Genomic DNA, 25,074 nt, shown 5'->3' with positions numbered 1-25,074 from the left:
GAGCAAGCTCGCTCCCACAGTGGATTTCAGTGTTTTCACGATTGAGTGAACCCCCTGAACCCTGTGGGAGCGAGCTTGCTCGCGATGCTTTTGGAGCCATCGTGCACCGACTGAATGCACCGTGAACCGCAATCGCGCACAGTAACTGATCTGAAACCCCGCCTGCTTTCGCAATCGAACCCCGATCGAAAAAACACGAAAGCCCCGAATCACGGGGCTTTCAGCGCTTCAAAGCAGCTTTCTGTTTCAACTTGTTAAAACCTGGCACGCCCCCTGCATTAGTCCATTCAGTGATTCGATTCACTACCCAGTTTCGGGGACCTTGGTACAGGCAGGCCGGGGATTCCCCTCTTTACACCGGCTCACACCGCACAAGCGACGAGCCACGCAGTTTTGGGGCCCTTGATACAGGCAGGTCAGGGGTTCCTTCTTTACACCGGGCTCACGACGCAATGCGCGAGCCCTGCCGTTTTGGGAACCTTGGTACAGGCAGGCCGGGGATTCCCTCTTTTATTGCTCTCGGAGATGGATCTCCAGCCGCCAGCGGTCATCGACCTCGCTACCGACCCACTCGCCCTGCAGTGGCCGGGCCGCCACCACCGTCAGCAACAACCCCCCATCACTCAAACGTACTCGCCAGTTCACGCTCTTGTCGTTGAGCTTGAGCTGACCTTTCTGCGCCTTGCCTTCAGCCTCAAACAGCAGCGCAAGGCTACCGTCGACGAACTCGCCATGGGTCTTCGGTTCGTTGTTGAACCACACCACCAGCCCATCGTTCGTCACCTCCACTTGCTGCAATTCGCTGGGGTCGGGGGTGGTCAGGCGACCGATCATCAGCCCTACCATCACCCCGACAATCGCCAGCGAAGCCATCACTCGCGGGAATAGCTTCGAACGCGGGTCAGCTTCAGGCGTAGAATGCCGCTCATCTTTACCTTCGGAGCCGTGCATGTTTCACGTCATCCTTTTCCAACCAGAAATTCCGCCGAATACCGGCAACGTTATCAGGCTGTGCGCCAACAGTGGCTGCCACCTGCATTTGATCGAACCGCTGGGCTTCGAGATGGACGACAAGCGTCTGCGCCGGGCCGGCCTCGATTACCACGAGTATGCCACCCTGCAGCGCCACGCAGACCTCGCCAGCTGCCTGGAAAGCCTCGGCCATCCTCGGCTGTTCGCCTTCACCACCAAGGGCTCGCGGCCGTTCCACGATGCCAGCTTCGCCGAAGGCGATGCATTCCTGTTCGGCCCGGAAAGCCGTGGTTTGCCGGCGGAAGTACTCGATGCCCTGCCCGGTGAACAGCGCCTGCGCCTGCCGATGCGTGAAGGCTGCCGCAGCCTGAACCTGTCAAACACCGTGGCGGTTGCCGTCTACGAAGGCTGGCGTCAACTCGGTTTTAAATAACGCTACATAAAAAAATGTGGGAGCGAGCTTGCTCGCGATGGCGGTGTGTCAGCCAACATAAATGTTGAAGCTGATGACCTCATCGCGAGCAAGCTCGCTCCCACATTGGATCGCTTATTGAACGGTCGTAGTTTCGCCCGCAGTCTGCATGCGCTGCAGTTCCTGTGCGTACAGCGCGTCGAAGTTCACCGGAGCCAGCATCAGGGCCGGGAACGAACCGCGGGTCACCAGGCTGTCCAGGGTTTCGCGAGCGTACGGGAACAGGATGTTCGGGCAGAACGCGCCGAGGGTGTGACTCATCGAAGCGTCATCGAGGTTCTTGATCAGGAAGATCCCGGCCTGTTGCACTTCAGCAATGAACGCCACTTCGTCGCCGTTCTTCACGGTGACGGACAGGGTCAGTACGACTTCGTGGAAATCGCCTTCCAGTGCCTTTTGACGGGTGTTCAGATCCAGACCGACGCTTGGTTCCCACTGCTGACGGAAGATCGCCGGGCTTTTCGGGGCTTCGAAGGACAAGTCACGTACGTAGATGCGCTGCAAGGAGAATTGCGGTGCGGTTTCTTCTTCGCTAGCTGCAGTGTTCTGTTGGTCAGTCATCTCAGATCCTTTCTGATCTTGGGGTCTTACAGGGAAGGCATTCAGGCCTTGAGCATGGCGTCGAGCTTGCCGGTACGCTCAAGGGCAAACAAATCATCACAACCGCCAACGTGGGTGCTGCCGATCCAGATCTGCGGCACGGACGTACGTCCGGCCTTCTGGGCCATGGCGGCACGCACCTGCGGCTTGCCATCGACCTTGATCTCTTCGAAGGCTACGCCTTTGTTCTCGAGCAGGTACTTGGCTCGCGAGCAGTAAGGGCAGTAATCGCTGGAATAGACGACGACGTTGCTCATATCACTTCACCAGCGGCAGGTTGTCACCCTTCCAGCTGGAAATGCCGCCGGAGAGCTTGGCGGCGGTGAAGCCGGATTTCATCAGCTCGCGGGCATGAGTGCCGGCAGTCTGGCCCATGGCATCAACCAGGATGATGGTCTTGGCCTTGTGCTTTTCCAGTTCGCCGACGCGAGCGGTCAGTTTGTCGTGAGGAATGTTCAACGCGCCAACAATGTGACCGGCGGCGAAATCCTTGGTCGGACGAATGTCGATCACCACGCCTGCGTCCTTGTTGACCAGCCCGGTCAGTTCCCCGGTGCTCAGGCTACGGCCGCCGCCCTTCATCTCATGGGCGATCAGCAGAGCCAGCAGAACGGCGAAGATGCCGACGAGCAGATAGTGGGTAGTGGCAAATGCAATCAGGTGATCAACCATCGAAGGAGGTTCCAGGGCGTTAAAATGTCGGCCAGTATACACAGCCACTATGGTGGGCCAAACCCCGTCCGGCGGTGACGTGGGTTGAACTTGCCTTTAAACTGCCACTCCCTTTTCCATCGCCCTCTTTTAACTCAGCCACGAGTGGAATCCATGACTACCACGCCTAAACCTTTGGTCCTGATTATTCTCGACGGCTTCGGTCACAGTGAGAGCCCTGAATCCAACGCCATCTTTGCGGCCAAGAAGCCCGTGCTGGACCGTTTATGGGCCAACGTGCCGAACGGCCTGATCTCGGGCAGCGGCATGGACGTCGGCCTGCCGGATGGCCAGATGGGCAACTCCGAAGTCGGCCACATGAACCTCGGCGCCGGTCGCGTGGTGTATCAAGACTTCACGCGCGTGACCAAATCGATCCGCGATGGCGAGTTTTTCGAAAACCCGACTATCTGCGCCGCTGTGGATAAAGCCGTCGCTGCCGGTAAAGCTGTGCACTTCATGGGCCTGCTGTCCGATGGCGGCGTTCACAGCCACCAGGATCACTTGGTTGCCATGGCCGAACTGGCCTACAAGCGCGGTGCTGAAAAAATCTACCTGCACGCCTTCCTCGACGGCCGCGACACCCCGCCGAAAAGCGCTCAGTCGTCGATCGAACTGCTGGACGCAAGCTTTCAGGCCCTCGGCAAAGGCCGGATCGCCAGCATTGTCGGCCGGTACTTCGCCATGGACCGCGACAACCGTTGGGACCGCGTGTCCCAGGCCTACAACCTGATTGTCGATGGCAACGGCGAATTCAACGCCGCCACCGCTCAGGAAGGCCTGCAAGCCGCGTACGAACGCGGCGAGAGCGACGAATTCGTCAAAGCAACCTCCATCGGTGAGCCGGTGAAAGTCGAAGACGGCGACGCCGTGGTGTTCATGAACTTCCGCGCCGACCGCGCCCGTGAACTGACCCGCGTGTTCGTTGAAGACGATTTCAAGGAATTCGAACGTGCGCGCCAGCCAAAACTGGCCGGCTTCGTCATGCTGACCCAGTACTCCGCCAGCATTCCCGCGCCATCGGCCTTCGCTGCGGGCAGTCTGGACAACGTGCTGGGCGACTACCTGGCGAAAAACGGCAAGACCCAGCTGCGCATCGCCGAAACCGAGAAGTATGCCCACGTGACCTTCTTCTTCTCCGGCGGTCGCGAAGAACCGTTCCCGGGCGAAGAGCGCATCCTGATCCCGTCGCCGAAAGTCGCCACCTATGACTTGCAGCCCGAGATGAGCGCCCCGGAAGTCACCGACCGCATCGTCGACGCTATCGAAAACCAGCGTTACGACGTGATCGTGGTCAACTACGCCAACGGCGACATGGTCGGCCACAGTGGCGTGTTCGACGCAGCCGTCAAAGCGGTTGAATGCCTGGACCTGTGCGTCGGCCGCATCGTCGACGCGCTGGAAAAAGTCGGCGGCGAAGCGCTGATCACCGCCGACCACGGCAACGTCGAGCAAATGGCCGACGAATCCACCGGTCAGGCCCATACCGCTCACACTACCGAGCCGGTGCCGTTCATTTATGTCGGCAAGCGTGACTTCAAGGTTCGCGACGGCGGCGTGCTGGCGGATGTGGCGCCGACCATGTTGATGTTGATGGGGCTTGAGAAACCTGCCGAGATGACCGGCACGTCGATTCTGGTGTAACTCAACCTTCCAAACACCATCAAACCCTGTGGGAGCGAGCTTGCTCGCGATAGCAATCTAACAGCCAACATCTATGTTGAATGTCAGGCCGCCATCGCGAGCAAGCTCGCTCCCACATTGGTTTGTGGGTGTTTTTGGGTCCAGTCATCACACAGTCCGAATTGGGCATTTTTTTTGCCACGCTTGGCGGGCATACTAGGCCGTCCCTTTCCCTGGTGTCGCCCGCCTCTATGCTTCGCGTCCTGATAGCCCTTGCTCTGACATGCCTGCTCCAACCGGCCTTTGCTGACGAGCGCGCGCAAACCCAACAACAGTTGGACGCCACGCGTCAGGACATTGCCGAGCTGAAAAAACTGCTGGGCAAGCTCCAGGAAGAAAAATCCGGTGTGCAAAAAGACCTCAAAGGCACCGAAACCGAGATGGGCAAGCTTGAGAAGCAGGTCGAAGCCCTGCAAAAAGAGCTGAAGAAAAGCGAATCCGAGCTGCAGCGACTCGATGCCGAGAAAAAAAAACTCCAGAGCGCGCGCATTGAACAGCAGCGACTGATCGCCATTCAGGCCCGCGCGGCTTATCAAAACGGCCGTCAGGAGTACTTGAAGCTGCTGCTCAACCAGCAAAACCCGGAAAAATTCGCCCGCACCCTCACCTATTACGACTACCTGAGCCAGGCCCGCCTGGAGCAGCTGAAGAATTTCAACGAAACCCTGCGCCAACTGGCCAATGTCGAAAAAGACATCGCCATGCAACAGGCGCAATTGCTGGTGCAGAAAAGCAGCCTCGACAGCCAGCGCGACGAACTCGACAAAGTCCGCAAGGAGCGCCAGCAAGTCCTGGCCAAGCTCAGCGACGACGTGAAGGCCCGCGATCAGAAGCTGGCAGCCCGCGAGCAGGATCAGGCAGACCTGTCTAAAGTCCTTAAAACCATTGAAGAAACCCTGGCCCGTCAGGCCCGTGAGGCAGAGGAAGCGCGGCAAAAAGCGCTGATCGCCCAGCAGGAAGCCGAAAAAAAGCGTTTACGTGAGGCTCAGGCTGAAGCAGACGCAGACGCCACTGACGCCCCACGCAAACCTGTTAAATCGACGCCCGGCGCTCTGGTATCAAGCTCAGGCGAGACCTTTGGTGGCCCTTTCGCTTCAACTCGGGGAAAACTTCCTTGGCCCGTTGATGGTCGACTGCTGGCACGCTTTGGCGAAACCCGTGGCGATGACGCCCGCACCAAGTGGGACGGCGTGATGATCAGCTCCTCCGCCGGCAGCCAGGTGCACGCCGTGCATGGCGGTCGCGTGGTGTTCGCCGACTGGTTGCGAGGCGCCGGGCTGCTGGTGATTCTCGACCATGGCAACGGTTTTTTGAGTCTTTATGGTCACAACCAGACGCTGCTCAAGGCTGCGGGTGACGTTGTAAAAGCCGGTGAGTCCATCTCCACTGTGGGTAGCAGTGGCGGGCAGGACACACCAGCGCTGTATTTCGCTATTCGTCAGCAGGGTCACCCGAGTGATCCGGCGCAATGGTGTCGTGCGCAAGGATAAGCACGTTACCTAATTCAGGAGTTCGTTCGACATGCTGCATTTGTCCCGCCTTACCTCGCTGGCCCTGACGATCGCCCTGGTGATCGGCGCGCCTCTGGCGTTCGCCGCTCAACCGGCTCCGGCAGTCGCGCCTGCGGGCACTGCTGCGACCACCAAGGCGCCATTGCCGCTGGAAGAGTTGCGCACCTTCGCCGAGGTCATGGATCGGATCAAAGCCGCCTATGTTGAACCGGTGGACGACAAGACACTGCTGGAAAACGCCATCAAAGGCATGCTCAGCAACCTCGACCCACACTCCGCCTACCTGGGCCCGGAAGACTTCGCTGAATTGCAGGAAAGCACCAGCGGCGAATTTGGTGGCTTGGGCATCGAAGTCGGCGCTGAAGACGGTTTCATCAAGGTCGTTTCACCGATCGATGACACCCCGGCCTCCAAGGCTGGCATTCAGGCCGGCGACTTCATCGTCAAGATCAACGGCCAGCCGACCCGTGGCCAGAGCATGACCGAAGCCGTGGACAAGATGCGCGGCAAGATCGGCCAGAAAATCACCCTGACCCTGGTACGGGACGGCGGTACACCGTTCGACGTGACCCTGACCCGCGCCATCATTCAAGTGAAGAGCGTGAAGAGCCAGTTGCTGGAATCCGGTTACGGCTACATCCGCATCACCCAGTTCCAGGTCAAGACCGGTGACGAAGTCTCCAAAGCCCTGGCCAAGCTGCGCAAGGACAACGGCAAGAAGCTCAAAGGCATCATCCTCGACCTGCGGAACAACCCGGGCGGCGTGCTGCAAGCGGCGGTGGAAGTGGTCGACCACTTCATCACCAAGGGCCTGATCGTTTACACCAAGGGCCGTATCGCCAACTCCGAACTGCGCTTCTCCGCCACCGGCAAAGACGAAAGCGAAGCCGTGCCAATGGTCGCACTGATCAACGGCGGCAGCGCCTCGGCGTCGGAAATTGTCGCCGGCGCCTTGCAGGATCAAAAACGCGCGGTGGTCATGGGTACCACCAGTTTCGGCAAAGGCTCGGTACAAACCGTCCTGCCGCTGAACAACGAACGCGCACTGAAGATCACCACGGCGCTGTATTACACGCCGAACGGTCGCTCGATCCAGGCTCAGGGTATCGTTCCGGACATCGAAGTGCGCAAGGCCAAAATCACCAGCGAGCAGGACGGCGAGTACTTCAAGGAAGCCGATCTGCAAGGTCACCTGGGCAATGGCAACGGCGGCGCCGACAAACCGACCAGCTCCAGCGGCAAAGCCAAGGCGATGCCGCAGGATGACGACTACCAATTGGCCCAGGCGCTGAGCCTGCTCAAAGGGCTGAGCATCACCTCCGGCCGCTGAGATGCAGCTGCGGTTCATCCTCGGCTTGCTGTGCTGTCTGGCGGGTGTTGCTCATGCAGCGCCCGTCGCGACGGCGCCTCAAAAGGCCTACCTAAGTCTGATCATCGATGACCTGGGGCAGAACCTGCCCCGGGATCGTCGCGTGCTGGCCCTGCCCGGCCCCGTCACCACGGCGATCATGCCCGACACACCCCACGCCACCGAATTCGCCCGCGAGGCCCATCGTGCCGGCAAGATCGTCATCCTGCACATGCCCATGGACCCGGCAACGGGGCCGTTCGCCTGGCGCCCTGATTTGCCCATCGACGAACTTGAGAAACGCCTGAACGCGGCGTTCAAGGTCGTGCCCTATACCGCTGGCATCAACAATCATATGGGCAGTCGCATGACGGCTCAGCCGGCCGCCATGGCCTGGTTGATGGCGGACCTGCAACGTCGGCACAAATTCTTCGTCGACAGCCGCACCAGCGCACAAACCGTAGCGGCGGCCGAGGCGCAGAAAATCGGCTTGGCGAGTGTTTCTCGGGATGTGTTTCTGGATGATGAGCGCACTGAAGCGGCGATCTTCACGCAGCTACAGACGGCGATCAACCTGGCGCGCAAACAGGGCTCGGCGGTGATGATCGGGCATCCGTATCCGCAGACACTGGCAGTACTGGAGCGTGAGCTGCCCAAGCTCAAGGCTCAGGGGATTGAGTGGATCGACATCAAACAGATGATCAGCGTGCGCAGCAATCGTGCAACGGCAGCGCACGGCAAGGATGGCCAGTACCGCCTCCCGACCGCACGATAACTCCTCGCAGCCCACTCCATTTCGCGATAACTATCTATACCTGCCGGTACACCGCCGCGTGCCACGATAGCGCTCACCCTGAATTTCATCACCAAGGAATGGACATGAAATACCTTAGCTTCTTTTGCTTCGCAGGCCTGATTGGCCTGCTGGCTATTTCCGCAGTGCAGGCCCGCGATCTGGGCGAAGGCGCCGTCAACGACTCACCGTCAAGGGCACTGCAAAACAGCGAACATTTTTATGAACTCTGGAGCGGCGTGGGACGACTCAGTCTCCAATCGGGCGAGACCTGCAGCGCCGTTCTACTGGATACGCGAAACAGGCAAGGCCGAGCCACCGGCCCTGCTTACCTGCTCACCAGCGGTCATTGCGTGTTGTTTCAGTTCGGTTCGGCGCGGACCAATCTGCCTTTGAAAGCCAGCGTCACTTTCCACTACTTTCATGACATGCCACAGCGTAAGCGCCGATACGCCATCCGGACTGCCCGATGGAGCAGTCTGGTCGGGACCGATCTTGCAGTACTGGAGGTCGACGCAACATTGGCGTCGCTGATACAGGCCGGGGTCAACCCGCTCAAGCTGGCGTCCCATCAAACCAACGAGAGTCATGATGCGCTTAACATTGGCGCGCCGAGCGGCTTTACCGAACAAGGGCTTCGATTGAGTGCCTGCGCTGAACAAACCGCCGGAACGTTCATCGATCACCCCGGGGTGTTGCCTTTGGCCATGAAAAACAGCTGCGACCTTCGCCCTGGCAGCTCCGGTAGCCCGATGCTGAACCGCCACACCAATGAAATCACCGGCATCGTCAGTAAAGTCGTAAGCTCGCGCAATACACCAGCGCCGCCTGGCTGTGAACACTCGACGTCCTGCACAGCTGCCCGTTTCAACTACAGCTACTCTGCCAACTTTCTACACAACTGCTTTATTGACGGTGTCTTCACCAGCGATGGGGCGAACTGTTCATTGGAGCCGGTCGAGCTGACTGTCACGGAGCCCTGGAAGCTCAAGTCATACGTTCATAGAACGCAAAACGCGGATGAGCAGATCGTATTGCCTACGTGGGACTTCAGGTTCTCCCTCGAGGCGCCCTTCTATCGCTACAAAACGGTCCATAACGCCAGGGACTGCAAAGCTTCCGACAATTACAGTGCCGCCATCAGCGCTGAAGATGCTTACATCAATACTGAAATCGGGCCACAAAGCGGCGCACATGCACTGTGCATTATCGGCGTCGCCTCAGGGGAACTGCAGCTGACAAGGGCGATGTTGAATAACGTGTTTACAAGTGCCGTGTACTTGAGCGCGACGCCGACCGCTCCGTCTCAGGTTGTATCGAAGTGATGGTTACAGATACTTCGCCATTATGTCGTCCACCACGCCTTCCTTGCGTAGCTGATCCAGCGCGGCTTGCAGCTTCGCCACCACCTCATCCGGCACGTCCTTGTTCAGCGCCAAGTAAAGCTCGGCGCTGTTGAATCGCATCACGGTCTTGAGGCCGGTCACGCCATCCTGTCGCGCGAGGTAACGGCCGGCAGGGTCGCCGGTGGCCCACAGGTCGATCTGGCCATTGACCAGTTTCTTCGCGTTGTCCTGATCCCGCAGCACGACAATCGGCTTCAATCCCTGCTTGGCCAACGTCTCGGCAATTGCATCACCCTTGTAGGCGCCAATCTTGTATTTGCGCGCCTGATCCAGCGTCTCGAGGGTGATCTTGCTGTCAGCCTTGGCCAGCATGATCCAGTCATCCGGGCCAATCGGGCCGACCCACTTGAACAGGTTCTCGCGGTCCGGCAACCGAGCCATCACGAACACGCCGTAACCGGGTTTCTCAAGGGCGATTTTGTAGATCCGTTCCCAAGGGAAGCGTAGCGTCAGGCTGTAAGTGACTTTGGCACGTTTGAACATCTCACGGACGATGTCGACGGCGATGCCGTTGATGTTCTCGTCCTGAGCGAAGTTCTTGCCGTTCTTCGCCATGTTGTACGGTGGGAAGTTTTCAGTCAGCAACACCAGATCGGTGTCGTGATTTTCTGCGGCATGCACCCCATTGACGAGCAAAAGAGAAGCGCTGGCGAGGGCGAAAAGAAGGCGTCTAAGCATGTCTGGCTACCGAGATCCATGGCGTACCCAAGAGTGCCTTGAGCCCGCCATGATGTCCACTGGCCTGTATCGGTTTGTTTAGCGCATCACGATGCCGCGATGAGCCATGTAGGCCTTGGCTTCCTGCACGGTGTATTCGCCGAAGTGGAAAATACTCGCCGCCAATACTGCGCTGGCATGGCCTTCGATAATGCCGTCAGCCAAATGCTGGAGGTTGCCAACGCCGCCGGAAGCAATCACCGGAATACCCAGCGCATCGCTGATGGCACGGGTGACGCCCAGGTCGAAGCCGTTTTTCATGCCGTCCTGGTCCATGCTGGTCAGCAGGATTTCGCCAGCACCCAGGCCTTCCATTTTCTTCGCCCATTCAACGGCGTCGAGACCGGTCGGCTTGCGGCCGCCGTGGGTGAAAATCTCCCAGCGCGGGGTTTCGCCCGGCAGTGAAACCTTCTTGGCGTCGATGGCAACGACGATGCACTGCGAACCGAAATGTTGAGCAGCTTCGCCAACGAATTCCGGGTTGAACACCGCAGCAGTGTTGATCGAGACCTTGTCCGCGCCAGCATTCAACAAGTTGCGAATGTCCTGCACGGTACGCACGCCGCCGCCCACGGTCAGCGGAATGAACACCTGGCTGGCCATGCGCTCGACAGTGTGCAGCGTGGTGTCGCGGCCATCGACGCTGGCGGTGATGTCGAGAAAGGTAATCTCGTCGGCACCCTGCTCGTCATAGCGACGGGCGATTTCTACCGGGTCACCGGCGTCGCGGATGTTCTCGAACTTGACGCCCTTGACCACCCGGCCGTTATCCACGTCCAGGCAAGGGATGATGCGTTTGGCCAGCGCCATGGTCAGTCCTCAGCCTTTGTACGAATCGCAGAAAGCTTGCGCTTCAGCGACATCGAGAGTGCCTTCGTAGATCGCCCGGCCAGTGATGGCGCCGATGATGCCTGGCGCCTTGGCGTCTAGCAGCGACTTGATGTCACCGAGGTTGTGGATGCCACCGGAAGCGATCACCGGGATCTTGGTTGCAGCGGCCAACGCAGCGGTGAACGGTACGTTGCAGCCCTGCATCATGCCGTCTTTGGCGATGTCGGTATAAACGATCGCGGACACGCCATCAGCTTCGAACTGCTTGGCCAGGTCGATCACCTGAAGGGTGCTGATCTCAGCCCAGCCATCGGTGGCGACGAAACCGTCTTTGGCATCCAGACCGACAATAACCTTGCCCGGGAACGCGCGGCAGGCTTCAGCGACGAAGGCCGGATCTTTCACGGCTTTGGTGCCGATGATCACGTAGCTCACGCCGGCCTTCACGTAGTGTTCGATGGTTTCCAGGGAACGGATACCGCCGCCGATCTGGATCGGCAGGTTCGGGTAGCGCTTGGCGATAGCGGTGACCACTTCGCCGTTGACCGGCTGGCCTTCGAAAGCGCCGTTCAAGTCGACCAGATGCAGACGACGGCAACCGCCCTCCACCCACTTGGCAGCCATGCTCACCGGGTCATCGGAAAACACCGTGGAATCTTCCATGCGGCCCTGGCGCAGACGAACACAGGCACCGTCTTTAAGATCGATAGCGGGAATAATCAGCATCTGGCAAACCTTCAAATTCGATTGTTCAGCTTCACTCGAAAATCAGTTTTTCTCGAGCGCCCACAGGTCGCTTTCGATGCTTTCGAACCTCTCTTTGAGGTGCGTCTGCACATCGAAAATCGCCCTGTTGTAATAGTGCGGAGCAATTTCGCGGGTAAACAGCTCAAGGATTTCAGCCGCTTCGAACGAACCCAGGTCGAGTTCGAAGCGATCCTCCATGAAGCGTTTGATCTTGTGATTGGCCTCGTTCTCCTGTTCGGGAGTGAGGGTCAGGATCGGCGGCTTCGTTTTCTTGGCGGCCATTTACCAGCGACCATCCCACGCGGCGAAGTTCTGCAGCAATTGCAGACCATGGGCATGGCTTTTCTCCGGGTGGAACTGCACGGCGAAACGCGAGCCATCGGCCAGCGCGGCGGCGAAGTCAACACCGTAGTGACCGCCACCCACCACTTGCCGCGGGTTGCCGGCAGCGATGTAGTAGCTGTGCACGAAGTAGAAACGCGCCAGGTCCGGAATGTTGTGCCACAGCGGATGTGTGACCGTCTGCTTCACTTCGTTCCAGCCCATGTGCGGGACTTTCAGGTGCTCGCCGTCTTCGTGCAGGTCTTTGCCGAAGAACTTCACTGCGCCTGGAAACAGGCCGATGCAGTCGACGCCGTCGTTCTCTTCACTGCTGTCGAGCAAGGCTTGCATGCCGACGCAGATGCCGAGGAACGGACGGTTCTGGCTGACTTCACGCACCAGCGAATCGAAGCCCAGGCGACGGATCTCCGCCATGCAATCGCGAATCGCGCCGACGCCGGGAAATACCACCCGGTCGGCTTCGCGAATCACGTCGGCATCACTGGTGATCAAGACCTTGCCGGCACCGACGTGCTCGAGGGCCTTGGCCACCGAGTGCAGGTTGCCCATGCCGTAATCGATAACCGCGACCGTCTGCATTACAGAACGCCCTTGGTCGACGGCATCTGACCGGCCATGCGGTCATCCAGCTCTACGGCCATGCGCAGGGCGCGGCCGAAAGCCTTGAACACGGTTTCGATCTGGTGGTGGGTGTTGGTGCCACGCAGGTTGTCGATGTGCAGGCTGACGAGGGCATGGTTGACGAAGCCCTGGAAGAACTCCTGGAACAGGTCAACGTCGAAGCCGCCAACGGTGGCGCGAGTATAGGGAACATGCATCTGCAGGCCCGGACGGCCGGAGAAGTCGATCACCACGCGCGACAGCGCTTCATCGAGCGGCACGTAGGCGTGGCCGTAACGACGGATGCCTTTCTTGTCGCCGATGGCTTTGGCGAAGGCCTGACCCAGGGTGATACCGACGTCTTCCACCGTGTGGTGATCGTCGATATGCAGGTCGCCCTTGCTGACAATATCCATGTCGATCAGCCCGTGACGGGCGATCTGGTCCAGCATGTGCTCAAGAAAAGGAACACCGATATCAAATCGGGCCTTTCCGGTGCCATCCAGGTTGATCGAGGCTTTGATCTGGGTTTCCAGAGTGTCGCGCTCGACTGACGCCTTACGTTCGGCCATCACCAGCTCCGCAAAATCATTGGGCGAAAAAGGCAACCATTATAGGGGCGCGAGCGCCAAACAGAAACACGGGAGGTGATATCACTGACGGAGTGAATCCCGTGTTGTCGGGGATAGACATGTCCATACAAGCCATTTGTACACACCACAAAACAAATGTGGGAGCGAGCTTGCTCCGGGCGGCGTTCCGACGATGAGGCCCTCACATTCAACATCTCTGTCGACTGTCAGACCGCCATCGCGAGCAAGCTCGCTCCCACAGGGGTGATGCGTTTACTTAACTTAGTGGAACAGAACTGCCGTTTTTTGCAGGGTCACCCAAACACCCCATGCCAACGGAATCCCCACCACCAGCCACGCGGCAATCGCCAGCGGACGTGTGCCAGGTGCCGCTTTCCACTCCAGCGAAGTGCTGGCATCAGCACCCTTGTCATGGCCCAGCGCCTGTTCGGCAGCCAGTTCAGCGTCTGTCATGAAGTACTTGTCAGCCACCGGACGCACCAGCAGGTTGCACAGGAAACCCAGCACCAGCAGGCCAGCGAGGATGTACAGAGTGATGTCGTATGCTGCGGCGCGCTCAACGCCAATGCTCAGCTGATATTCACGCAGGTAGTTCACCAACACCGGACCCAACACACCCGCCGCCGCCCAGGCAGTCAGCAGACGACCATGGATCGCGCCGACCATTTGCGTGCCGAACAGGTCCGCGAGATACGCAGGGGCCGTCGCAAAACCACCGCCGTACATCGACAGGATGATGCAGAAGGCCGCCACGAACAGCGCAACGTTGCCCAAGTGACCGAGGTTTGGAATCAACGCGTACAGAGCAAAGCCCAAGGCGAAGAACACGAAGTAGGTGTTTTTGCGACCCAGGTAGTCGGAGAACGACGCCCAGAAGAACCGGCCACCAATGTTGAACAGGCTCAGCAAACCGGTGAAACCGGCAGCGATCGCAGCGATCGAGGCCAACTGCGAGGCGTCGAGCTGACCGAAAGTCAGACCGTTACCCAGCAACTTACCGGCGAACACTTCCTGCAACAGCGGCGACGCCATGCCGAGGATGCCGATACCGGCGGATACGTTCAGGCACAGCACCAGCCACACCAGACGGAATTGCGGGGTTTTCCACGCCACATTCACGTGGACGTGACGGTGGGTGATCATCGCGTTGGAAGCTTTCTTCGCCGGAGAGGTCCAGCCTTCAGGCTTCCAGCCGGTTGGCGGAACGCGGTAGGACAGTGCGCCACCGATCATGAACACGAAGTAGATCGCGGCCATCACCAGAAAGCTCTGCCATACGCCGACGCTGGTTGGCGAAGCGAAGTGACCCATCAGGGCTGCGGCCAGCGGAGCACCGACCATCGCGCCACCGCCAAAACCCATGATCGCCATGCCGGTCGCCATGCCGCGTTTGTCCGGGAACCACTTGATCAGGGTCGAAACCGGCGAGATGTAGCCCAAGCCCAGGCCGATACCGCCAATGACCCCGGAACCGATCCACATCAGCCATATCTGGTGGGTATAGACCCCCAGCGCTGAAATCAGCAGACCGCCACACCAGCACAGTGCCGATACAACGCCGGCCTTGCGTGGCCCGGCGTGTTCCAGCCAGCCACCCCAGATCGCTGCCGAGCAGCCTAGGAAGATGAAGAACAGGGTGTAGATCCAGCCGAGCATCGAGATCGGCCAGTCGCATTGGGACGAAAAGACTTGCGAGATGAAGCTCATGTCCGGCGCGCAAGCCGCTGCCTTGGTCACGCCCAGGGCTTTGGACAGTGGCAACCAGAACACCGAGAAGCCGTAGGCCATGCCGATGCAAAGGTGGATGGCCAGGGCGGCCGGTGGGACCAGCCAACGGTTGAAACCGGGCTTGGCGATGATGCGTTCCTTGGACAGGAACGAGGGCTGGTCAGCCGTGAGGCCGTCCGCCGTGATGCTCGTGGTCATTGTGTATCCCCCAATTATTAGTAGGGTTCGCCTGCCACTCTTCACCCCCAGCCTTTATGCGCACGCACGACTGTTTTATCGGGGTGAAGCTTCATTTTGGTGTGACATCAAGTCGCAGAAGGACGGACGAACCGGCAGAGGTTACCATCTGTACGTGACAGAAAAACCAAAGTGACATCACCTTTTGTACGTTGTCTGTTTTCGTACCACCGAAGGAACCGCCATGCCGATCATAGTCGAGCCGCTGAACGAAGCCACTTACCAGGACCAGCAAGATCTACAGAAGATCTACCGCGATGCGCCGGACTGGCTGTTTGCGCCGTTTGCCGGGGATGTGCAGTTGATCGAAGGCTGCCTGCTTGAGGGTTCGCTGATTGCCGGCCGCTTCAATGATCGCCTGTTGGGCGCAGCACGTCTGCAACGTCATCAGGATGTCTGGCATCTGTCTCAACTATGCGTACGAAAAATTACCCGTCGTCGTGGCGTGGCCGAGCGCCTGGTGCACGAAGCGCAGAAAATGGCGTCGCAATCAGGCGCGATTTTGCGTCTGCTGGCGCCTGCCGGGCACCTGGAGGCACAAGCGCTGGCGGCCAAACTGAAAGTGCCGCTGGACGTGTTGTCGACGTGATCGCTGACCGGTCGTCCGCTGCGGAGCGCTATACTCCCCGGCTAAATTTCGAATTCGACTAACTACAAGGACTCGCCCATGAAAGCGTTCGGCAAAATCCTGGGTCTGGTACTTCTCGGACTGTTGCTGATCATTGTGGCGCTGGGCTTTGCCCTGACCCACCTCTTTGATCCCAACGACTATAAAGACGAGATTCGCCAGATTGCCCGCGACAAGGCCCACATCGAGCTGACGCTCAATGGCGATATCGGCTGGAGCCTGTTCCCGTGGCTGGGCCTGGAATTGCACGAAGCCAGTGTCGCGACCCTGGCCAAGCCCACCGAACCGTTCGCCGACTTGCAAATGCTCGGTCTGTCGGTTCGCGTGTTGCCGCTGCTGCGCCGTGAAGTGCAGATGAGCGATGTGCGCGTCGAGGGCCTTAACCTGCGCCTGAACCGTGACAAGGACGGCCACGGCAACTGGGAAGACATCGGCAAGGCGCCAGCAACCTCGGCCACGCCACCCGCCACCACCGAAGCCCCTACGCCAGAAACCACCGCCCAAGCAGAAAAACCGGCCCAGCCAATCCGCCTGGACATCGACAGCCTGACCGTCAACAACGCCCGTGTTGAATACAGCGATGAGAAAACCGGCAAGCAGTTCAGCGCCGAAAGCATCCAGCTGAGTACCGGCCCGGTGCATGACTCCACCAATATCCCGATCAAACTCACCGCGTTCCTGGGCACCAACCAGCCAGTCCTGCGCGTGCGTACCGAGCTCAACGGCGAACTGCGTTTCGAGCGCGCACTGCAGCGCTACAAACTCGAAGACATGAAACTCTCCGGTGAAGTTGCCGGCGATCCGCTGCAAGGCAAGACCATGACCTTCGCCGCCCAGGGCCAGTTGCTGCTGGATAAAGCAGCGAACGTCGCCGAATGGACCGGCATCAAAATCTCCGCCAACCAATTGCGCGCGCTGGGTGAACTGAAGGTCAACGACCTCGACAAGACTCCGCAAATCAACGGCGGCCTCTCGATCGCCCAGTTTGATCTGGCGAAATTCATCGATAGCATCGGCCAGAAACTCCCGGCAATGGCCGAAGGCAGCCTGAGTAAAGTCGAGCTGGTCAGCCGTCTTGCGGGAACGCCTACCAGCCTGTCGTTCGATAACATCAACCTGAAAGTCGACGACAGCACCTTCACCGGCCGCATTGCCGTCGAGGACTTCGCCAAGCAATCGCTGCGGGCGAGCCTCAAAGCTGACACCTTCAACGTCGACCGTTACCTGCCGCCAAAGTCTGCCGAAGCCAGCAGCGCAACGCAGGTCCGTCAGGCTGAAGTCGCCACCACCGAAGCCGATGCCATGGCCGGCGCGGGCAGCACACCGCTGCCGCAAGCACCGACCAAAGACGCGTGGAGCAACGAACGTCTGTTGCCAGTGGAACGGCTGAGCAAACTCGACGTGGACGCTGACCTCACCTTCGGCCAGTTGACCCTGGATAAACTGCCGATCCAGAACGCGGCGCTCAAGGCCACCGGTCAGGGCGGCCTGCTGACACTGGAAAACCTTCGCGGCGAGTTGTACGACGGCCACTTCGACGCCAAAGGTACGCTCGACGTGCGCCAACAGGTGCCCGCGCTGAACATGCAGACACAGATCAGCAAAGTGCCGGTGGAAAAAATCCTCGAAAGCCAGGGTAAAAATCCGCCGGTCAAAGGTCTGGTGACGCTCAACAGCAACCTGACCGGCAGCGGCAACAGCCAGAAAGCACTGATCGAAAGCCTCAACGGCAACGCCAGTTTCGTCATCAACGACGGCGTCCTGCTCAATGCCAACCTCGAACAACAGCTGTGCAAAGGCATCGCCACCCTGAACCGTAAATCCCTCACCGGCGAGCCACGGGGCAAGGACACACCGTTCCAGGAGCTCAAGGGCAACCTGACCTTCCGTAACGGCGTGGCCAGCAACCCGGACCTGAAAGTGCGCATCCCGGGCATGACCGTCAACGGCGACGGTGACGTCGATCTGCGGGTGCTGGGCATGGATTACCGCGTGGGCATTATCGTCGAAGGCGACAAGAGCGACATGCCGGACCCGGCCTGTCAGGTCGGCGAGAGGTTCGTCGGCATCGAGTGGCCGCTGCGTTGCCGGGGCCCGCTGGAGCTAGGCGCCAAAGCTTGCCGCCTCGATAACGAACGCATGGGCCAGGTCGCGAGCAAAATGGCTGGCGAGAAAATCAGCGAAAAAATCGATGAGAAGCTTGGCGACAAGGTCAGCCCGGAGTTGAAAAACGCCTTAAAGGGGCTGTTCAAGCGATGAGAGCCGAGCAGTTTTCAACGGCGGTGCTGGACTGGTACGACCGCCACGGCCGTCACGACTTGCCCTGGCAACAAGGCATCACGCCGTATCGGGTGTGGGTGTCAGAAATCATGTTGCAGCAAACCCAGGTCAGCACCGTGCTGAACTACTTCGACCGTTTCATGGCCTCGTTGCCGACCGTCGAAGCCCTGGCCGCTGCGCCGGAAGACGAAGTCCTGCACCTGTGGACAGGCCTCGGTTACTACACCCGCGCACGCAATCTGCAGAAGACCGCGAAAATTGTCGTCGCCGAATACGGCGGCGAGTTTCCGAGGGATGTGGAAAAGCTTGTTGATCTGCCGGGTATCGGCCTGTCCACGGCGGGCGCCATCGCCAGCCTGAGCATGGGCCTGCGGGCGCCGATCCTTGATGGCAACGTCAAACGGGTGCTGGCGCGCTTTACCGCGCAAGAGGGCTATCCGGGCGAGCCAAAGGTCGCGAAACAGCTGTGGGCGAACGCTGAGCGCTTCACACCGCATGATCGGGTCAACGCCTACACCCAGGCAATGATGGATCTGGGCGCTACGCTCTGTACACGCAGCAAACCGAGCTGCCTGCTTTGCCCGCTTGAAAAGGGTTGCGAGGCGCACATGCTCGGCCTCGAAACCCGCTACCCGATCCCCAAACCGCGCAAAGCCGTGCCACAGAAGCGCACGCTAATGCCGATGCTCGCCAACGGCGAAGGCGCGATTCTGCTTTACCGTCGCCCTTCCACGGGCTTGTGGGGCGGTTTATGGAGCCTGCCGGAACTCGACGACCTCGACGACCTGCAACATCTGGCGACGCAGCATTCGCTGGAGCTGGGCAGCCAACAGTCGCTGCCGAGCCTGGTGCACACCTTCAGTCACTTTCAGTTGTCCATCGAACCCTGGCTGGTTCAGGTCCAGGAGGCCGGCCATCACGTGGCCGAGGCCGACTGGCTCTGGTATAACCTCGCCACCCCGCCGCGCCTGGGCCTTGCCGCCCCGGTCAAAACCTTGCTCGAACGCGCGGCCGCCGTATTGAACGCAGGAGAGTCGTCATGACCCGCACCATCATGTGCCGCAAGTACAAAGAAGAATTGCCCGCCCTGGAACGCGCCCCATTCCCGGGGGCGAAAGGTCAGGACATTTTTGACCATGTCTCGGCCAAGGCCTGGGCCGACTGGCAGAAACACCAGACCCTGCTGATCAACGAAAAACGCCTGAACATGATGAACGCCGACGACCGCAAATATCTTCAGGGCGAGATGGACAAGTACTTCTCCGGCGAGGAATACGCCAAAGCCGACGGCTACGTTCCGCCGGCTGAATAATCCCGCTTTCTCGGGGGGCGGATCGTAAGCGACGGTAATAATTAAATATTTTTTGAAAACTTGCTTGACGACCCCCTGAAAAACCCGTTTAATGCGCCCCGTTGCCCAGATAGCTCAGTCGGTAGAGCAGGGGATTGAAAATCCCCGTGTCGGCGGTTCGATTCCGTCTCTGGGCACCAAATACCGAAAACCCTGAATCGCAAGATTCAGGGTTTTTTTATGCCTGGGATTTAGTAACGCCCAACTACTCATCAACATCCCAGTGAAAAACCAGATTGCGGGCGGTGCCGCTTCCGACATCCGTTGTGTCATGTTTCGCTTCACCATTACGGGTCGCGACAACGGAGTACTTGCCGGGAGGTAGCTGAACGTAAACCAACGGGCCAGCCTGGCTCAGCGTCAATACCGTCTGCCCCGGTGCTTTCTGAATGACCACATCTACGTCGGGAACGTATTTATTTTCCGGCCCGATAGAGAAGGTCATGTGCAGGTTGTATCCAGTGGTTTGCTGGATAGCCTTCGACTCATCCTCGCCAATACCGCCGGACAGGTAAGTAATCCCGTTTTGCTCTTGCCTCTGGACTTGCACACCTGAGCTATCGATGGGCTCAAGGCTGGCGGCCGGCGACAGCGCTGGGAACATCAACAAGCCGATTGCGGCGATGGGCAACATGAGTGAATGGACGTACTTCATGATGGCGACTCCCGGGCTCCGCAGAACCCAATCGTTACTCCTTTTTAGATTTCTCGCTGAATGTCCTAGTTTTAGATTGATTAGTACTTGGGTTCACTGCGAATTGGACTACGTGATGTGCTCTTCATGCATGAGCTGCCGTCGGCCCGGTCCTGCATAGCAAATCCACTTTTCCTTCCGATTTACCAGCAACGCCCGGCATCGCGGGTTATCACTCTCTTGCCATCCTCTTCCGACTGTTTCCTTCAGCTGCGGAAAATGTCATGACCTCCCTCAAACCCGGTAACAAAGATCCGCAAATAACCTCACTGCTCGGCAATCTTGGTGAATTGATCCGCGAAGCGCGTCAGAAGGTATTACGAGCGGTCGATACCGTTCAGGTGCAAACCTGTTGGCAGATCGGACGGCATATTGTGGAGTTCGAGCAGGAAGGCGCTCGGCGGGCGAGTTATGGCAAGCAGCTGCTATCGACACTGGCGAAAGTACTGACGTCGGAGTTTGGGAAAGGTTTTGACGAACGCAACCTGCGATACATGCGGGACTTTTATCAGACCTTTCCATTTTGGAACGCAGTGCGTTCCGAATTGAGCTGGACCCACTACCGCAGACTGCTACGAGTCGACAACGACCACGCTCGCCACTGGTACATGAACGAATCAGCCCTGCAGAACTGGTCAAGTCGCGCCCTCGAGCGCCAGATCAATACCCTCTATTACGAACGCTTGCTGGCGAGCCGCGACCGGGCTGCCGTCAAACAGGAAGCCGCCACCAACATCCAGCAAATGAACGCCAGCCCTCGGGATTTCATCCGGGACCCAGTGCTACTGGAGTTTCTCGGCCTGCCCAATGCGGGCTTGATCCAGGAAAGTGAACTTGAACAAGCATTGATCAATCAACTCCAGGGCTTCCTGCTCGAATTGGGCAAAGGCTTCGCCTTCATCGCTCGTCAGCAACGCATCAGTACCGAGAGCAAAGACTTCTACATCGATTTGGTGTTCTACAACTACCTGCTCAAGTGCTTCGTCATCTTCGACCTCAAGCGCGGCGTACTGACCCACCAGGATGTCGGCCAGATGGACATGTACGTGCGCATGTACGACGACCTCAAGCGCGGACCGGAGGATGGCCCCACCGTCGGCCTCATTCTGTGCGCGCAAAAAGATGAATCGGTGGTGCGCTATTCAGTACTGCAAGGCAACGAACAACTGTTCGCCAGTACCTACAGACTGGTACTGCCGAGCGAGGAGGAACTTCGCACAGAACTGGATCGGGAGTGGGCGGTGCTTGAGGAGCGGTTACTCAAGCAAAGGCTCCGATAAGCACGGGTGGATTGTTCATAAACGGCGTGAAGACTATGGTGACTGGCTAACCGCAAAGGTTCAAAGCCGATGAATTTGCAGGACATGCCCTCACTGGCCCCGACGCAACTTGAATTGCCGTTACCCACCGGCACACCTGGTGACTCTTTCAAGGAACCCGCCGCCGACGGTTTCATCCTTGGCGGCTTCACCTGGCGGCATGCGAATCAAGACTCGACCCGTCCAGTGGTGATCATCAACGCCGCAACATCGGTCCGCTGTCGGCACTACTCGCGCTTTGCCGATTACCTATTCGCCAACGGCTTCGACGTGATCACTTACGACTACCGTGGCATCGGCGAATCGCGACCCGCGTCGCTGAAAGGGCTTCGGGCTTCATGGTCAGATTGGGGCGCGCTGGACTTTGAGGCGATGCTCAAGCGCGCTCAGCGTGAATTTCCCGGGCAACCCATCGATGTTGTAGGCCACAGCTTTGGAGGCTGTGCAGCGGGCCTGGGAGCTTCCGGGCATATGATTCGACGTCTGGTGACCGTCGGTGCGCAATTCGCTTACTGGCGCGATTACGCGCCCGCCCATCGCTGGCGGATGTTCGGCAAGTGGCATCTGGTGATGCCGTTGATGACATTGCTTTGCGGCTACTTCCCCGGCAAACGTCTCGGCTGGCTAGAGGACACCCCCGCCGGCGTGGTTCGCGACTGGAGCATGCCCACCGCGCACTACGAGAAACGCCCCAGCGGTCGCATCCTTCACGCAAAATCCGGGCGACTGCCCTTCTCATCCGTCACCGCACAAAACCTGGCCATCAGCATCAGCGACGATCCTTACGGCACGATTCCGGCCATCGAACGGCTGCTGGGTTACTTCACCAACAGCACGAACGCCCACTTGCGAATCGCCCCCGAAGACATCGGCGAACAAGAAGTCGGACATTTCGCCTTTTTTCGTAGCCCATACCAAGCCACACTATGGCCCATTGCATTGTCCTGGTTGCAAACCGGCAAACTGGCCCCCGACACACCTGGGCGGCTAGTGCCACGCAACTGACTGATGCGCCCACTCAACGGAATACGGAACGACGCCCATGGCATCCGCCAACAAGCAGAACAAACGCGCCACACGCGCCAAAGCCAAGGCCAAGCAGAACCGCACCCAACGGGCTGCCGCGCCGGTCGAGCTGGACCCGAACGACGATCGAATCGACTTTGAATCGGTGGACCTGACCGAGCTGTTCAAGAAAATGATCGACGCTGAAAAAACCAGCCAGCAAGCCATGTGCGTCGCCTTCTTGGAAGACCCGCTGCTGGGGCTCGTGTACGAGCAGGAAGGCGAAGAAGGCGCGATGGACTTCATCCTCGCCGCTCTGATCGAATATCGCCAATGGTCCACCGAAGTCGACGAAGCCGGCGCCTTGGCGTGGATCGAATCCCCAGCCTTCCAGGCTGACTACGTGGCGGCGTCCGACGCCATCGCGGCCCAAACACAACCGAAAGCAAACTGAGTTCCCATGGCATCCCTGAACAAGCAACAGAAACGCGCCAAACGCGCCAAGATCAAAGCCAAACAAATCAATATCCACGGCAGAAAACCCGCTGCGCTGGACGATGACCTGGGCGAAATCGGCGAGCCGATCCCGGAATACACCCTGGCGATGTTCAGCAAAATGCGTGACGCGGAAGCCACCAGCCGCAACGACATGCTGCTGACCTTGCTGTCGAACCTTGCCGGCATCATCAGCGACCACCCAGAACTGCTGGACATGGAAAACGCCGACAACGAAGCCATGGCCGCCACTCACCTGGCCGCCGACATGCTGATCGATTACCGCATGTGGGCCGACGGCATGGACCGCGATACCGCCCAGGCCTGGCTGACAGACCCGCAGTTCATCACCGACTTCGGCACGGCGCTCGACAGCTATCGCGAGTCGCTGGATGCGCAGGAAGAAAAGGCTAAGTAAACACTCGCCTCAGAAACAAAAACGGCCGTTTGTCATCACTGACAGCGGCCGTTTTGCGTTACGCGGTGTGAATCAGTTCAGCACCACCGCGCCACGCTTTTCCAGTTTGCGACGGCGAGCCACGAACAAACCGGCAGCCACCACCAATACGCTCAGCAGCCCAGTCGTGAGGATCTCCACGCGATGGGCTTCCTGGAACAGCATGATCGTCAGTATGCCAACGATGAACACGATCACCGCATAGGTCAAACCAGGGAACAGCCACATCTGGAAGGCAATTTTCTCACCGGCAGCCATGCGCTTCTGACGCAAGCGCAGTTGGGAAACTGCGATCACCAGATACACCAGCAGCGCGATGGCGCCGGAGCTGGCCAACAGGAATTCGAACACGGCGGCCGGGGCCACGTAGTTGGCGAATACGGCGAGGAAGGCCGCGGCGGTCGACAGCATCACAGCCCAGTAAGGTGTGCCGCTACCGTTCGTGCGCTGGGACACGGCCGGAGCATCGCCGCGCTTGCCGAGGGAAAACAGCATGCGCGAAGCGGTGTAGAGCGCCGAGTTCAGGCAGCTTGTTACGGCAACCAGAACCACGATGTCGACGATCAGCTTGGCATTCGGGATGCCCATGCGTTCAAGCACGGTCTGGTAGGAACCGACAGCTGCCAGTACCGGATCATTCCATGGCACCAGCGCCACGACGATGAAGATCGACACGAGGTAGAACAAGCCGATCCGCCAGATCACCGAGTTGGTGGCCTTGGAGATTTGCTTGCCCGGGTTCTTCGATTCCGCGGCCGCAATGGTCACGATCTCGGTGCCCATGAAGGAGAACATGGTGGTCAACATTGCAGCGAGTACAGCGCCCATGCCGTTTGGCAGGAAGCCTTGCGTGTCGAACAGGTGCGAAACGCCGCTGACCTGGCTGTTCGGCAAGAAGCCGAAAATCGCCAGAACGCCGAGGACAATGAAACCGATGATCGCCACGACTTTGATCAGGGCGAACCAGAATTCGAATTCACCGTAGTTCTTCACGCTGAACAGGTTGGTCACCGTCAGCAACAAGGTAATGATCAAGGTGAAGGCCCAGATCGCCACATTCGGGAACCAGGCATGCAGGATGGTCGCGGCGGCGTTGGCCTCCAGCGGAATGACCAGAACCCAGAACCACCAGTACAACCAACCGATGGTGAAACCGGCCCAGTGACCGATCGCGCGATCGGCGTACGTCGAGAAGGAGCCCGTGTCCGGCGAAGAGACGGCCATTTCGCCGAGCATGCGCATCACCAGGACCACCAGGGTACCAGCGGCAGCGTAGGCCAACAGCACGGCTGGGCCTGCTGCGGCGATGGCGTGGCCCGAGCCGACGAACAGGCCGGCACCGATAACCCCGGCGATCGACAGCATGGTCACATGACGCGGTTTGAGCCCCTGTTCGAGGCCATTGGAGCTTGGGGTACTGCTCATTGAAACTACCTTTGTAAGGAAAAGCGAATGCATCCATCCCGCTTGGGATTCCCTCTCGTAAAAAGAAACCAACGGGGCGTTCCGTATTCTGCACGCAATAATTGCGCCAAAATATTACAAACTCCTCAT

27 protein-coding genes and 1 tRNA gene are annotated in these 25,074 nt (G+C 59.0%); 15 read left to right on the top strand and 13 right to left on the bottom strand.

The genetic code is table 11. The annotated features are described in order from the left end of the window. Window positions 1-510: 510 nt before the first annotated feature. Window positions 511-951 (bottom strand): hypothetical protein, encoded by a 441-nt coding sequence (locus ACYZT7_RS02550; protein WP_462039821.1) that lies wholly within the window; start codon window positions 949-951, stop codon window positions 511-513. Between ACYZT7_RS02550 and ACYZT7_RS02545 the strand changes: the two genes are divergently transcribed. After that, window positions 950-1,405, top strand: coding sequence for a tRNA (cytidine(34)-2'-O)-methyltransferase (locus ACYZT7_RS02545; RefSeq protein ID WP_007949025.1), 456 nt, complete (start codon window positions 950-952; stop codon window positions 1,403-1,405). The two genes, ACYZT7_RS02550 and ACYZT7_RS02545, sit on opposite strands and share 2 nt — an antisense overlap. 114 nt (window positions 1,406-1,519) lie before the next feature. Here ACYZT7_RS02545 and secB read toward each other — a convergent pair whose 3' ends face one another. Genes secB through ACYZT7_RS02530 form a run of 3 tightly spaced genes read right to left on the bottom strand, consistent with a single transcriptional unit; the run spans window position 1,520 to window position 2,716 of the window. Next, window positions 1,520-2,005 (bottom strand): protein-export chaperone SecB, encoded by a 486-nt coding sequence (secB, locus tag ACYZT7_RS02540; protein ID WP_461967853.1) that lies wholly within the window; start codon window positions 2,003-2,005, stop codon window positions 1,520-1,522. 41 nt (window positions 2,006-2,046) lie between these two features. Beyond that, entirely contained in the window at window positions 2,047-2,301 is a 255-nt protein-coding gene (gene grxC, locus ACYZT7_RS02535) for a glutaredoxin 3 (protein ID WP_462039820.1), read from the bottom strand. A 1-nt stretch (window position 2,302) separates the two neighbouring features. Next, complete coding sequence (locus tag ACYZT7_RS02530; protein WP_247292360.1) at window positions 2,303-2,716, bottom strand: rhodanese-like domain-containing protein; 414 nt, start codon at window positions 2,714-2,716, stop codon at window positions 2,303-2,305. Between the two features lie 153 nt (window positions 2,717-2,869). Between ACYZT7_RS02530 and gpmI the strand changes: the two genes are divergently transcribed. The 5 genes from gpmI to ACYZT7_RS02505 all read left to right on the top strand — a co-directional run bounded on the left by gpmI (window position 2,870) and on the right by ACYZT7_RS02505 (window position 9,415). After that, window positions 2,870-4,399, top strand: coding sequence for a 2,3-bisphosphoglycerate-independent phosphoglycerate mutase (gene gpmI, locus ACYZT7_RS02525; RefSeq protein ID WP_462039819.1), 1,530 nt, complete (start codon window positions 2,870-2,872; stop codon window positions 4,397-4,399). Window positions 4,400-4,629: 230 nt separating this feature from the next. Further along, entirely contained in the window at window positions 4,630-5,928 is a 1,299-nt protein-coding gene (locus ACYZT7_RS02520) for a murein hydrolase activator EnvC family protein (protein WP_462039818.1), read from the top strand. A gap of 31 nt (window positions 5,929-5,959) precedes the next feature. Continuing rightward, the gene (locus ACYZT7_RS02515) at window positions 5,960-7,279 is read left to right on the top strand and encodes a S41 family peptidase (protein WP_449642791.1); all 1,320 of its coding nucleotides are present in this window, start codon (window positions 5,960-5,962) and stop codon (window positions 7,277-7,279) included. 1 nt (window position 7,280) lies between these two features. After that, a complete protein-coding gene (locus tag ACYZT7_RS02510; RefSeq protein ID WP_462039817.1) occupies window positions 7,281-8,072 on the top strand; it encodes a divergent polysaccharide deacetylase family protein in 792 nt (263 codons plus the stop codon). 104 nt (window positions 8,073-8,176) lie between these two features. Further along, window positions 8,177-9,415 (top strand): trypsin-like serine peptidase, encoded by a 1,239-nt coding sequence (locus tag ACYZT7_RS02505; protein WP_462039816.1) that lies wholly within the window; start codon window positions 8,177-8,179, stop codon window positions 9,413-9,415. A gap of 3 nt (window positions 9,416-9,418) precedes the next feature. Here ACYZT7_RS02505 and ACYZT7_RS02500 read toward each other — a convergent pair whose 3' ends face one another. The 7 genes from ACYZT7_RS02500 to ACYZT7_RS02470 form a co-directional block, all read right to left on the bottom strand. Then, on the bottom strand, window positions 9,419-10,174 hold the full coding sequence (locus ACYZT7_RS02500; RefSeq protein WP_462039815.1) for a substrate-binding periplasmic protein: 756 nt from the start codon (window positions 10,172-10,174) through the stop codon (window positions 9,419-9,421). A 78-nt stretch (window positions 10,175-10,252) separates the two neighbouring features. Next, a complete protein-coding gene (hisF, locus tag ACYZT7_RS02495; protein ID WP_121731627.1) occupies window positions 10,253-11,023 on the bottom strand; it encodes an imidazole glycerol phosphate synthase subunit HisF in 771 nt (256 codons plus the stop codon). 9 nt (window positions 11,024-11,032) lie between these two features. Further along, complete coding sequence (gene hisA / locus ACYZT7_RS02490) at window positions 11,033-11,770, bottom strand: 1-(5-phosphoribosyl)-5-[(5-phosphoribosylamino)methylideneamino]imidazole-4-carboxamide isomerase (RefSeq protein WP_282377342.1); 738 nt, start codon at window positions 11,768-11,770, stop codon at window positions 11,033-11,035. Between the two features lie 42 nt (window positions 11,771-11,812). Next, on the bottom strand, window positions 11,813-12,073 hold the full coding sequence (locus ACYZT7_RS02485) for a DUF2164 domain-containing protein (protein ID WP_403104477.1): 261 nt from the start codon (window positions 12,071-12,073) through the stop codon (window positions 11,813-11,815). Beyond that, window positions 12,074-12,712, bottom strand: coding sequence for an imidazole glycerol phosphate synthase subunit HisH (hisH, locus tag ACYZT7_RS02480; protein ID WP_462039814.1), 639 nt, complete (start codon window positions 12,710-12,712; stop codon window positions 12,074-12,076). Next, a complete protein-coding gene (gene hisB / locus ACYZT7_RS02475; protein ID WP_123367004.1) occupies window positions 12,712-13,305 on the bottom strand; it encodes an imidazoleglycerol-phosphate dehydratase HisB in 594 nt (197 codons plus the stop codon). Before hisB ends, hisH begins: the two co-directional genes overlap by 1 nt. A gap of 282 nt (window positions 13,306-13,587) precedes the next feature. After that, window positions 13,588-15,252: an OFA family MFS transporter gene (locus ACYZT7_RS02470; RefSeq protein ID WP_462039813.1), complete on the bottom strand. Its 1,665-nt coding sequence runs from the start codon at window positions 15,250-15,252 to the stop codon at window positions 13,588-13,590. 223 nt (window positions 15,253-15,475) lie between these two features. Between ACYZT7_RS02470 and ACYZT7_RS02465 the strand changes: the two genes are divergently transcribed. From ACYZT7_RS02465 to ACYZT7_RS02445, 5 genes are all read left to right on the top strand, one after another. Next, window positions 15,476-15,880, top strand: a complete 405-nt coding sequence (locus ACYZT7_RS02465; protein ID WP_449642796.1) for an acetyl-CoA sensor PanZ family protein — start codon at window positions 15,476-15,478, stop codon at window positions 15,878-15,880. Between the two features lie 78 nt (window positions 15,881-15,958). Continuing rightward, entirely contained in the window at window positions 15,959-18,178 is a 2,220-nt protein-coding gene (locus ACYZT7_RS02460) for an AsmA family protein (protein WP_462039811.1), read from the top strand. Beyond that, window positions 18,175-19,242 carry an A/G-specific adenine glycosylase gene (gene mutY / locus ACYZT7_RS02455; protein ID WP_462039810.1) on the top strand — a complete coding sequence of 356 codons (1,068 nt, stop codon included), beginning with the start codon at window positions 18,175-18,177 and terminating at the stop codon, window positions 19,240-19,242. The genes ACYZT7_RS02460 and mutY overlap by 4 nt, the downstream gene beginning before the upstream one ends. Beyond that, complete coding sequence (locus ACYZT7_RS02450; RefSeq protein ID WP_462039809.1) at window positions 19,239-19,511, top strand: oxidative damage protection protein; 273 nt, start codon at window positions 19,239-19,241, stop codon at window positions 19,509-19,511. Before mutY ends, ACYZT7_RS02450 begins: the two co-directional genes overlap by 4 nt. A gap of 103 nt (window positions 19,512-19,614) precedes the next feature. Beyond that, a tRNA-Phe gene (locus ACYZT7_RS02445) sits at window positions 19,615-19,690 on the top strand. 65 nt (window positions 19,691-19,755) lie between these two features. On the opposite strand, the gene ACYZT7_RS02440 is transcribed toward ACYZT7_RS02445, so the two are convergent. Further along, window positions 19,756-20,205 (bottom strand): carboxypeptidase regulatory-like domain-containing protein, encoded by a 450-nt coding sequence (locus ACYZT7_RS02440; RefSeq protein WP_462039808.1) that lies wholly within the window; start codon window positions 20,203-20,205, stop codon window positions 19,756-19,758. Between the two features lie 263 nt (window positions 20,206-20,468). On the opposite strand from ACYZT7_RS02440, the gene ACYZT7_RS02435 reads away from it, so the two are divergent. From ACYZT7_RS02435 to ACYZT7_RS02420, 4 genes are all read left to right on the top strand, one after another. Then, window positions 20,469-21,524, top strand: coding sequence for a PDDEXK nuclease domain-containing protein (locus tag ACYZT7_RS02435; RefSeq protein ID WP_462039807.1), 1,056 nt, complete (start codon window positions 20,469-20,471; stop codon window positions 21,522-21,524). A gap of 69 nt (window positions 21,525-21,593) precedes the next feature. Then, window positions 21,594-22,568, top strand: a complete 975-nt coding sequence (locus ACYZT7_RS02430) for an alpha/beta hydrolase family protein (protein WP_462039806.1) — start codon at window positions 21,594-21,596, stop codon at window positions 22,566-22,568. Window positions 22,569-22,605: 37 nt separating this feature from the next. Further along, window positions 22,606-23,022 (top strand): hypothetical protein, encoded by a 417-nt coding sequence (locus ACYZT7_RS02425; protein WP_462039805.1) that lies wholly within the window; start codon window positions 22,606-22,608, stop codon window positions 23,020-23,022. Between the two features lie 6 nt (window positions 23,023-23,028). Continuing rightward, window positions 23,029-23,481: a hypothetical protein gene (locus ACYZT7_RS02420; protein WP_462039804.1), complete on the top strand. Its 453-nt coding sequence runs from the start codon at window positions 23,029-23,031 to the stop codon at window positions 23,479-23,481. A gap of 72 nt (window positions 23,482-23,553) precedes the next feature. On the opposite strand, the gene gabP is transcribed toward ACYZT7_RS02420, so the two are convergent. After that, on the bottom strand, window positions 23,554-24,945 hold the full coding sequence (gene gabP, locus ACYZT7_RS02415) for a GABA permease (protein WP_462039803.1): 1,392 nt from the start codon (window positions 24,943-24,945) through the stop codon (window positions 23,554-23,556). Window positions 24,946-25,074: the final 129 nt, after the last annotated feature.

The sequence above is a fragment of the Pseudomonas sp. RT4P38 genome, assembly GCF_054897765.1.
Note: the sequence above shows the minus strand (reverse complement) of the source record. Positions and strands in the feature narration are given on the sequence as shown.

Coding starts and splice junctions, on each gene's coding strand:
- hisF (WP_121731627.1), bottom strand. CDS start 11,023: ATGGCGCTGGCCAAACGCATCATCCCTTGCCTGGACGTGGATAACGGC.
- hisA (WP_282377342.1), bottom strand. CDS start 11,770: ATGCTGATTATTCCCGCTATCGATCTTAAAGACGGTGCCTGTGTTCGT.
- gabP (WP_462039803.1), bottom strand. CDS start 24,945: ATGAGCAGTACCCCAAGCTCCAATGGCCTCGAACAGGGGCTCAAACCG.
- ACYZT7_RS02470 (WP_462039813.1), bottom strand. CDS start 15,252: ATGACCACGAGCATCACGGCGGACGGCCTCACGGCTGACCAGCCCTCG.
- ACYZT7_RS02465 (WP_449642796.1), top strand. CDS start 15,476: ATGCCGATCATAGTCGAGCCGCTGAACGAAGCCACTTACCAGGACCAG.
- gpmI (WP_462039819.1), top strand. CDS start 2,870: ATGACTACCACGCCTAAACCTTTGGTCCTGATTATTCTCGACGGCTTC.
- ACYZT7_RS02550 (WP_462039821.1), bottom strand. CDS start 951: ATGCACGGCTCCGAAGGTAAAGATGAGCGGCATTCTACGCCTGAAGCT.
- ACYZT7_RS02520 (WP_462039818.1), top strand. CDS start 4,630: ATGCTTCGCGTCCTGATAGCCCTTGCTCTGACATGCCTGCTCCAACCG.
- ACYZT7_RS02435 (WP_462039807.1), top strand. CDS start 20,469: ATGACCTCCCTCAAACCCGGTAACAAAGATCCGCAAATAACCTCACTG.
- ACYZT7_RS02440 (WP_462039808.1), bottom strand. CDS start 20,205: ATGAAGTACGTCCATTCACTCATGTTGCCCATCGCCGCAATCGGCTTG.
- ACYZT7_RS02510 (WP_462039817.1), top strand. CDS start 7,281: ATGCAGCTGCGGTTCATCCTCGGCTTGCTGTGCTGTCTGGCGGGTGTT.
- ACYZT7_RS02420 (WP_462039804.1), top strand. CDS start 23,029: ATGGCATCCCTGAACAAGCAACAGAAACGCGCCAAACGCGCCAAGATC.
- secB (WP_461967853.1), bottom strand. CDS start 2,005: ATGACTGACCAACAGAACACTGCAGCTAGCGAAGAAGAAACCGCACCG.
- hisB (WP_123367004.1), bottom strand. CDS start 13,305: ATGGCCGAACGTAAGGCGTCAGTCGAGCGCGACACTCTGGAAACCCAG.
- ACYZT7_RS02515 (WP_449642791.1), top strand. CDS start 5,960: ATGCTGCATTTGTCCCGCCTTACCTCGCTGGCCCTGACGATCGCCCTG.
- ACYZT7_RS02450 (WP_462039809.1), top strand. CDS start 19,239: ATGACCCGCACCATCATGTGCCGCAAGTACAAAGAAGAATTGCCCGCC.
- ACYZT7_RS02485 (WP_403104477.1), bottom strand. CDS start 12,073: ATGGCCGCCAAGAAAACGAAGCCGCCGATCCTGACCCTCACTCCCGAA.
- ACYZT7_RS02430 (WP_462039806.1), top strand. CDS start 21,594: ATGAATTTGCAGGACATGCCCTCACTGGCCCCGACGCAACTTGAATTG.
- ACYZT7_RS02500 (WP_462039815.1), bottom strand. CDS start 10,174: ATGCTTAGACGCCTTCTTTTCGCCCTCGCCAGCGCTTCTCTTTTGCTC.
- grxC (WP_462039820.1), bottom strand. CDS start 2,301: ATGAGCAACGTCGTCGTCTATTCCAGCGATTACTGCCCTTACTGCTCG.
- ACYZT7_RS02530 (WP_247292360.1), bottom strand. CDS start 2,716: ATGGTTGATCACCTGATTGCATTTGCCACTACCCACTATCTGCTCGTC.
- ACYZT7_RS02505 (WP_462039816.1), top strand. CDS start 8,177: ATGAAATACCTTAGCTTCTTTTGCTTCGCAGGCCTGATTGGCCTGCTG.
- hisH (WP_462039814.1), bottom strand. CDS start 12,712: ATGCAGACGGTCGCGGTTATCGATTACGGCATGGGCAACCTGCACTCG.
- mutY (WP_462039810.1), top strand. CDS start 18,175: ATGAGAGCCGAGCAGTTTTCAACGGCGGTGCTGGACTGGTACGACCGC.
- ACYZT7_RS02460 (WP_462039811.1), top strand. CDS start 15,959: ATGAAAGCGTTCGGCAAAATCCTGGGTCTGGTACTTCTCGGACTGTTG.
- ACYZT7_RS02425 (WP_462039805.1), top strand. CDS start 22,606: ATGGCATCCGCCAACAAGCAGAACAAACGCGCCACACGCGCCAAAGCC.
- ACYZT7_RS02545 (WP_007949025.1), top strand. CDS start 950: ATGTTTCACGTCATCCTTTTCCAACCAGAAATTCCGCCGAATACCGGC.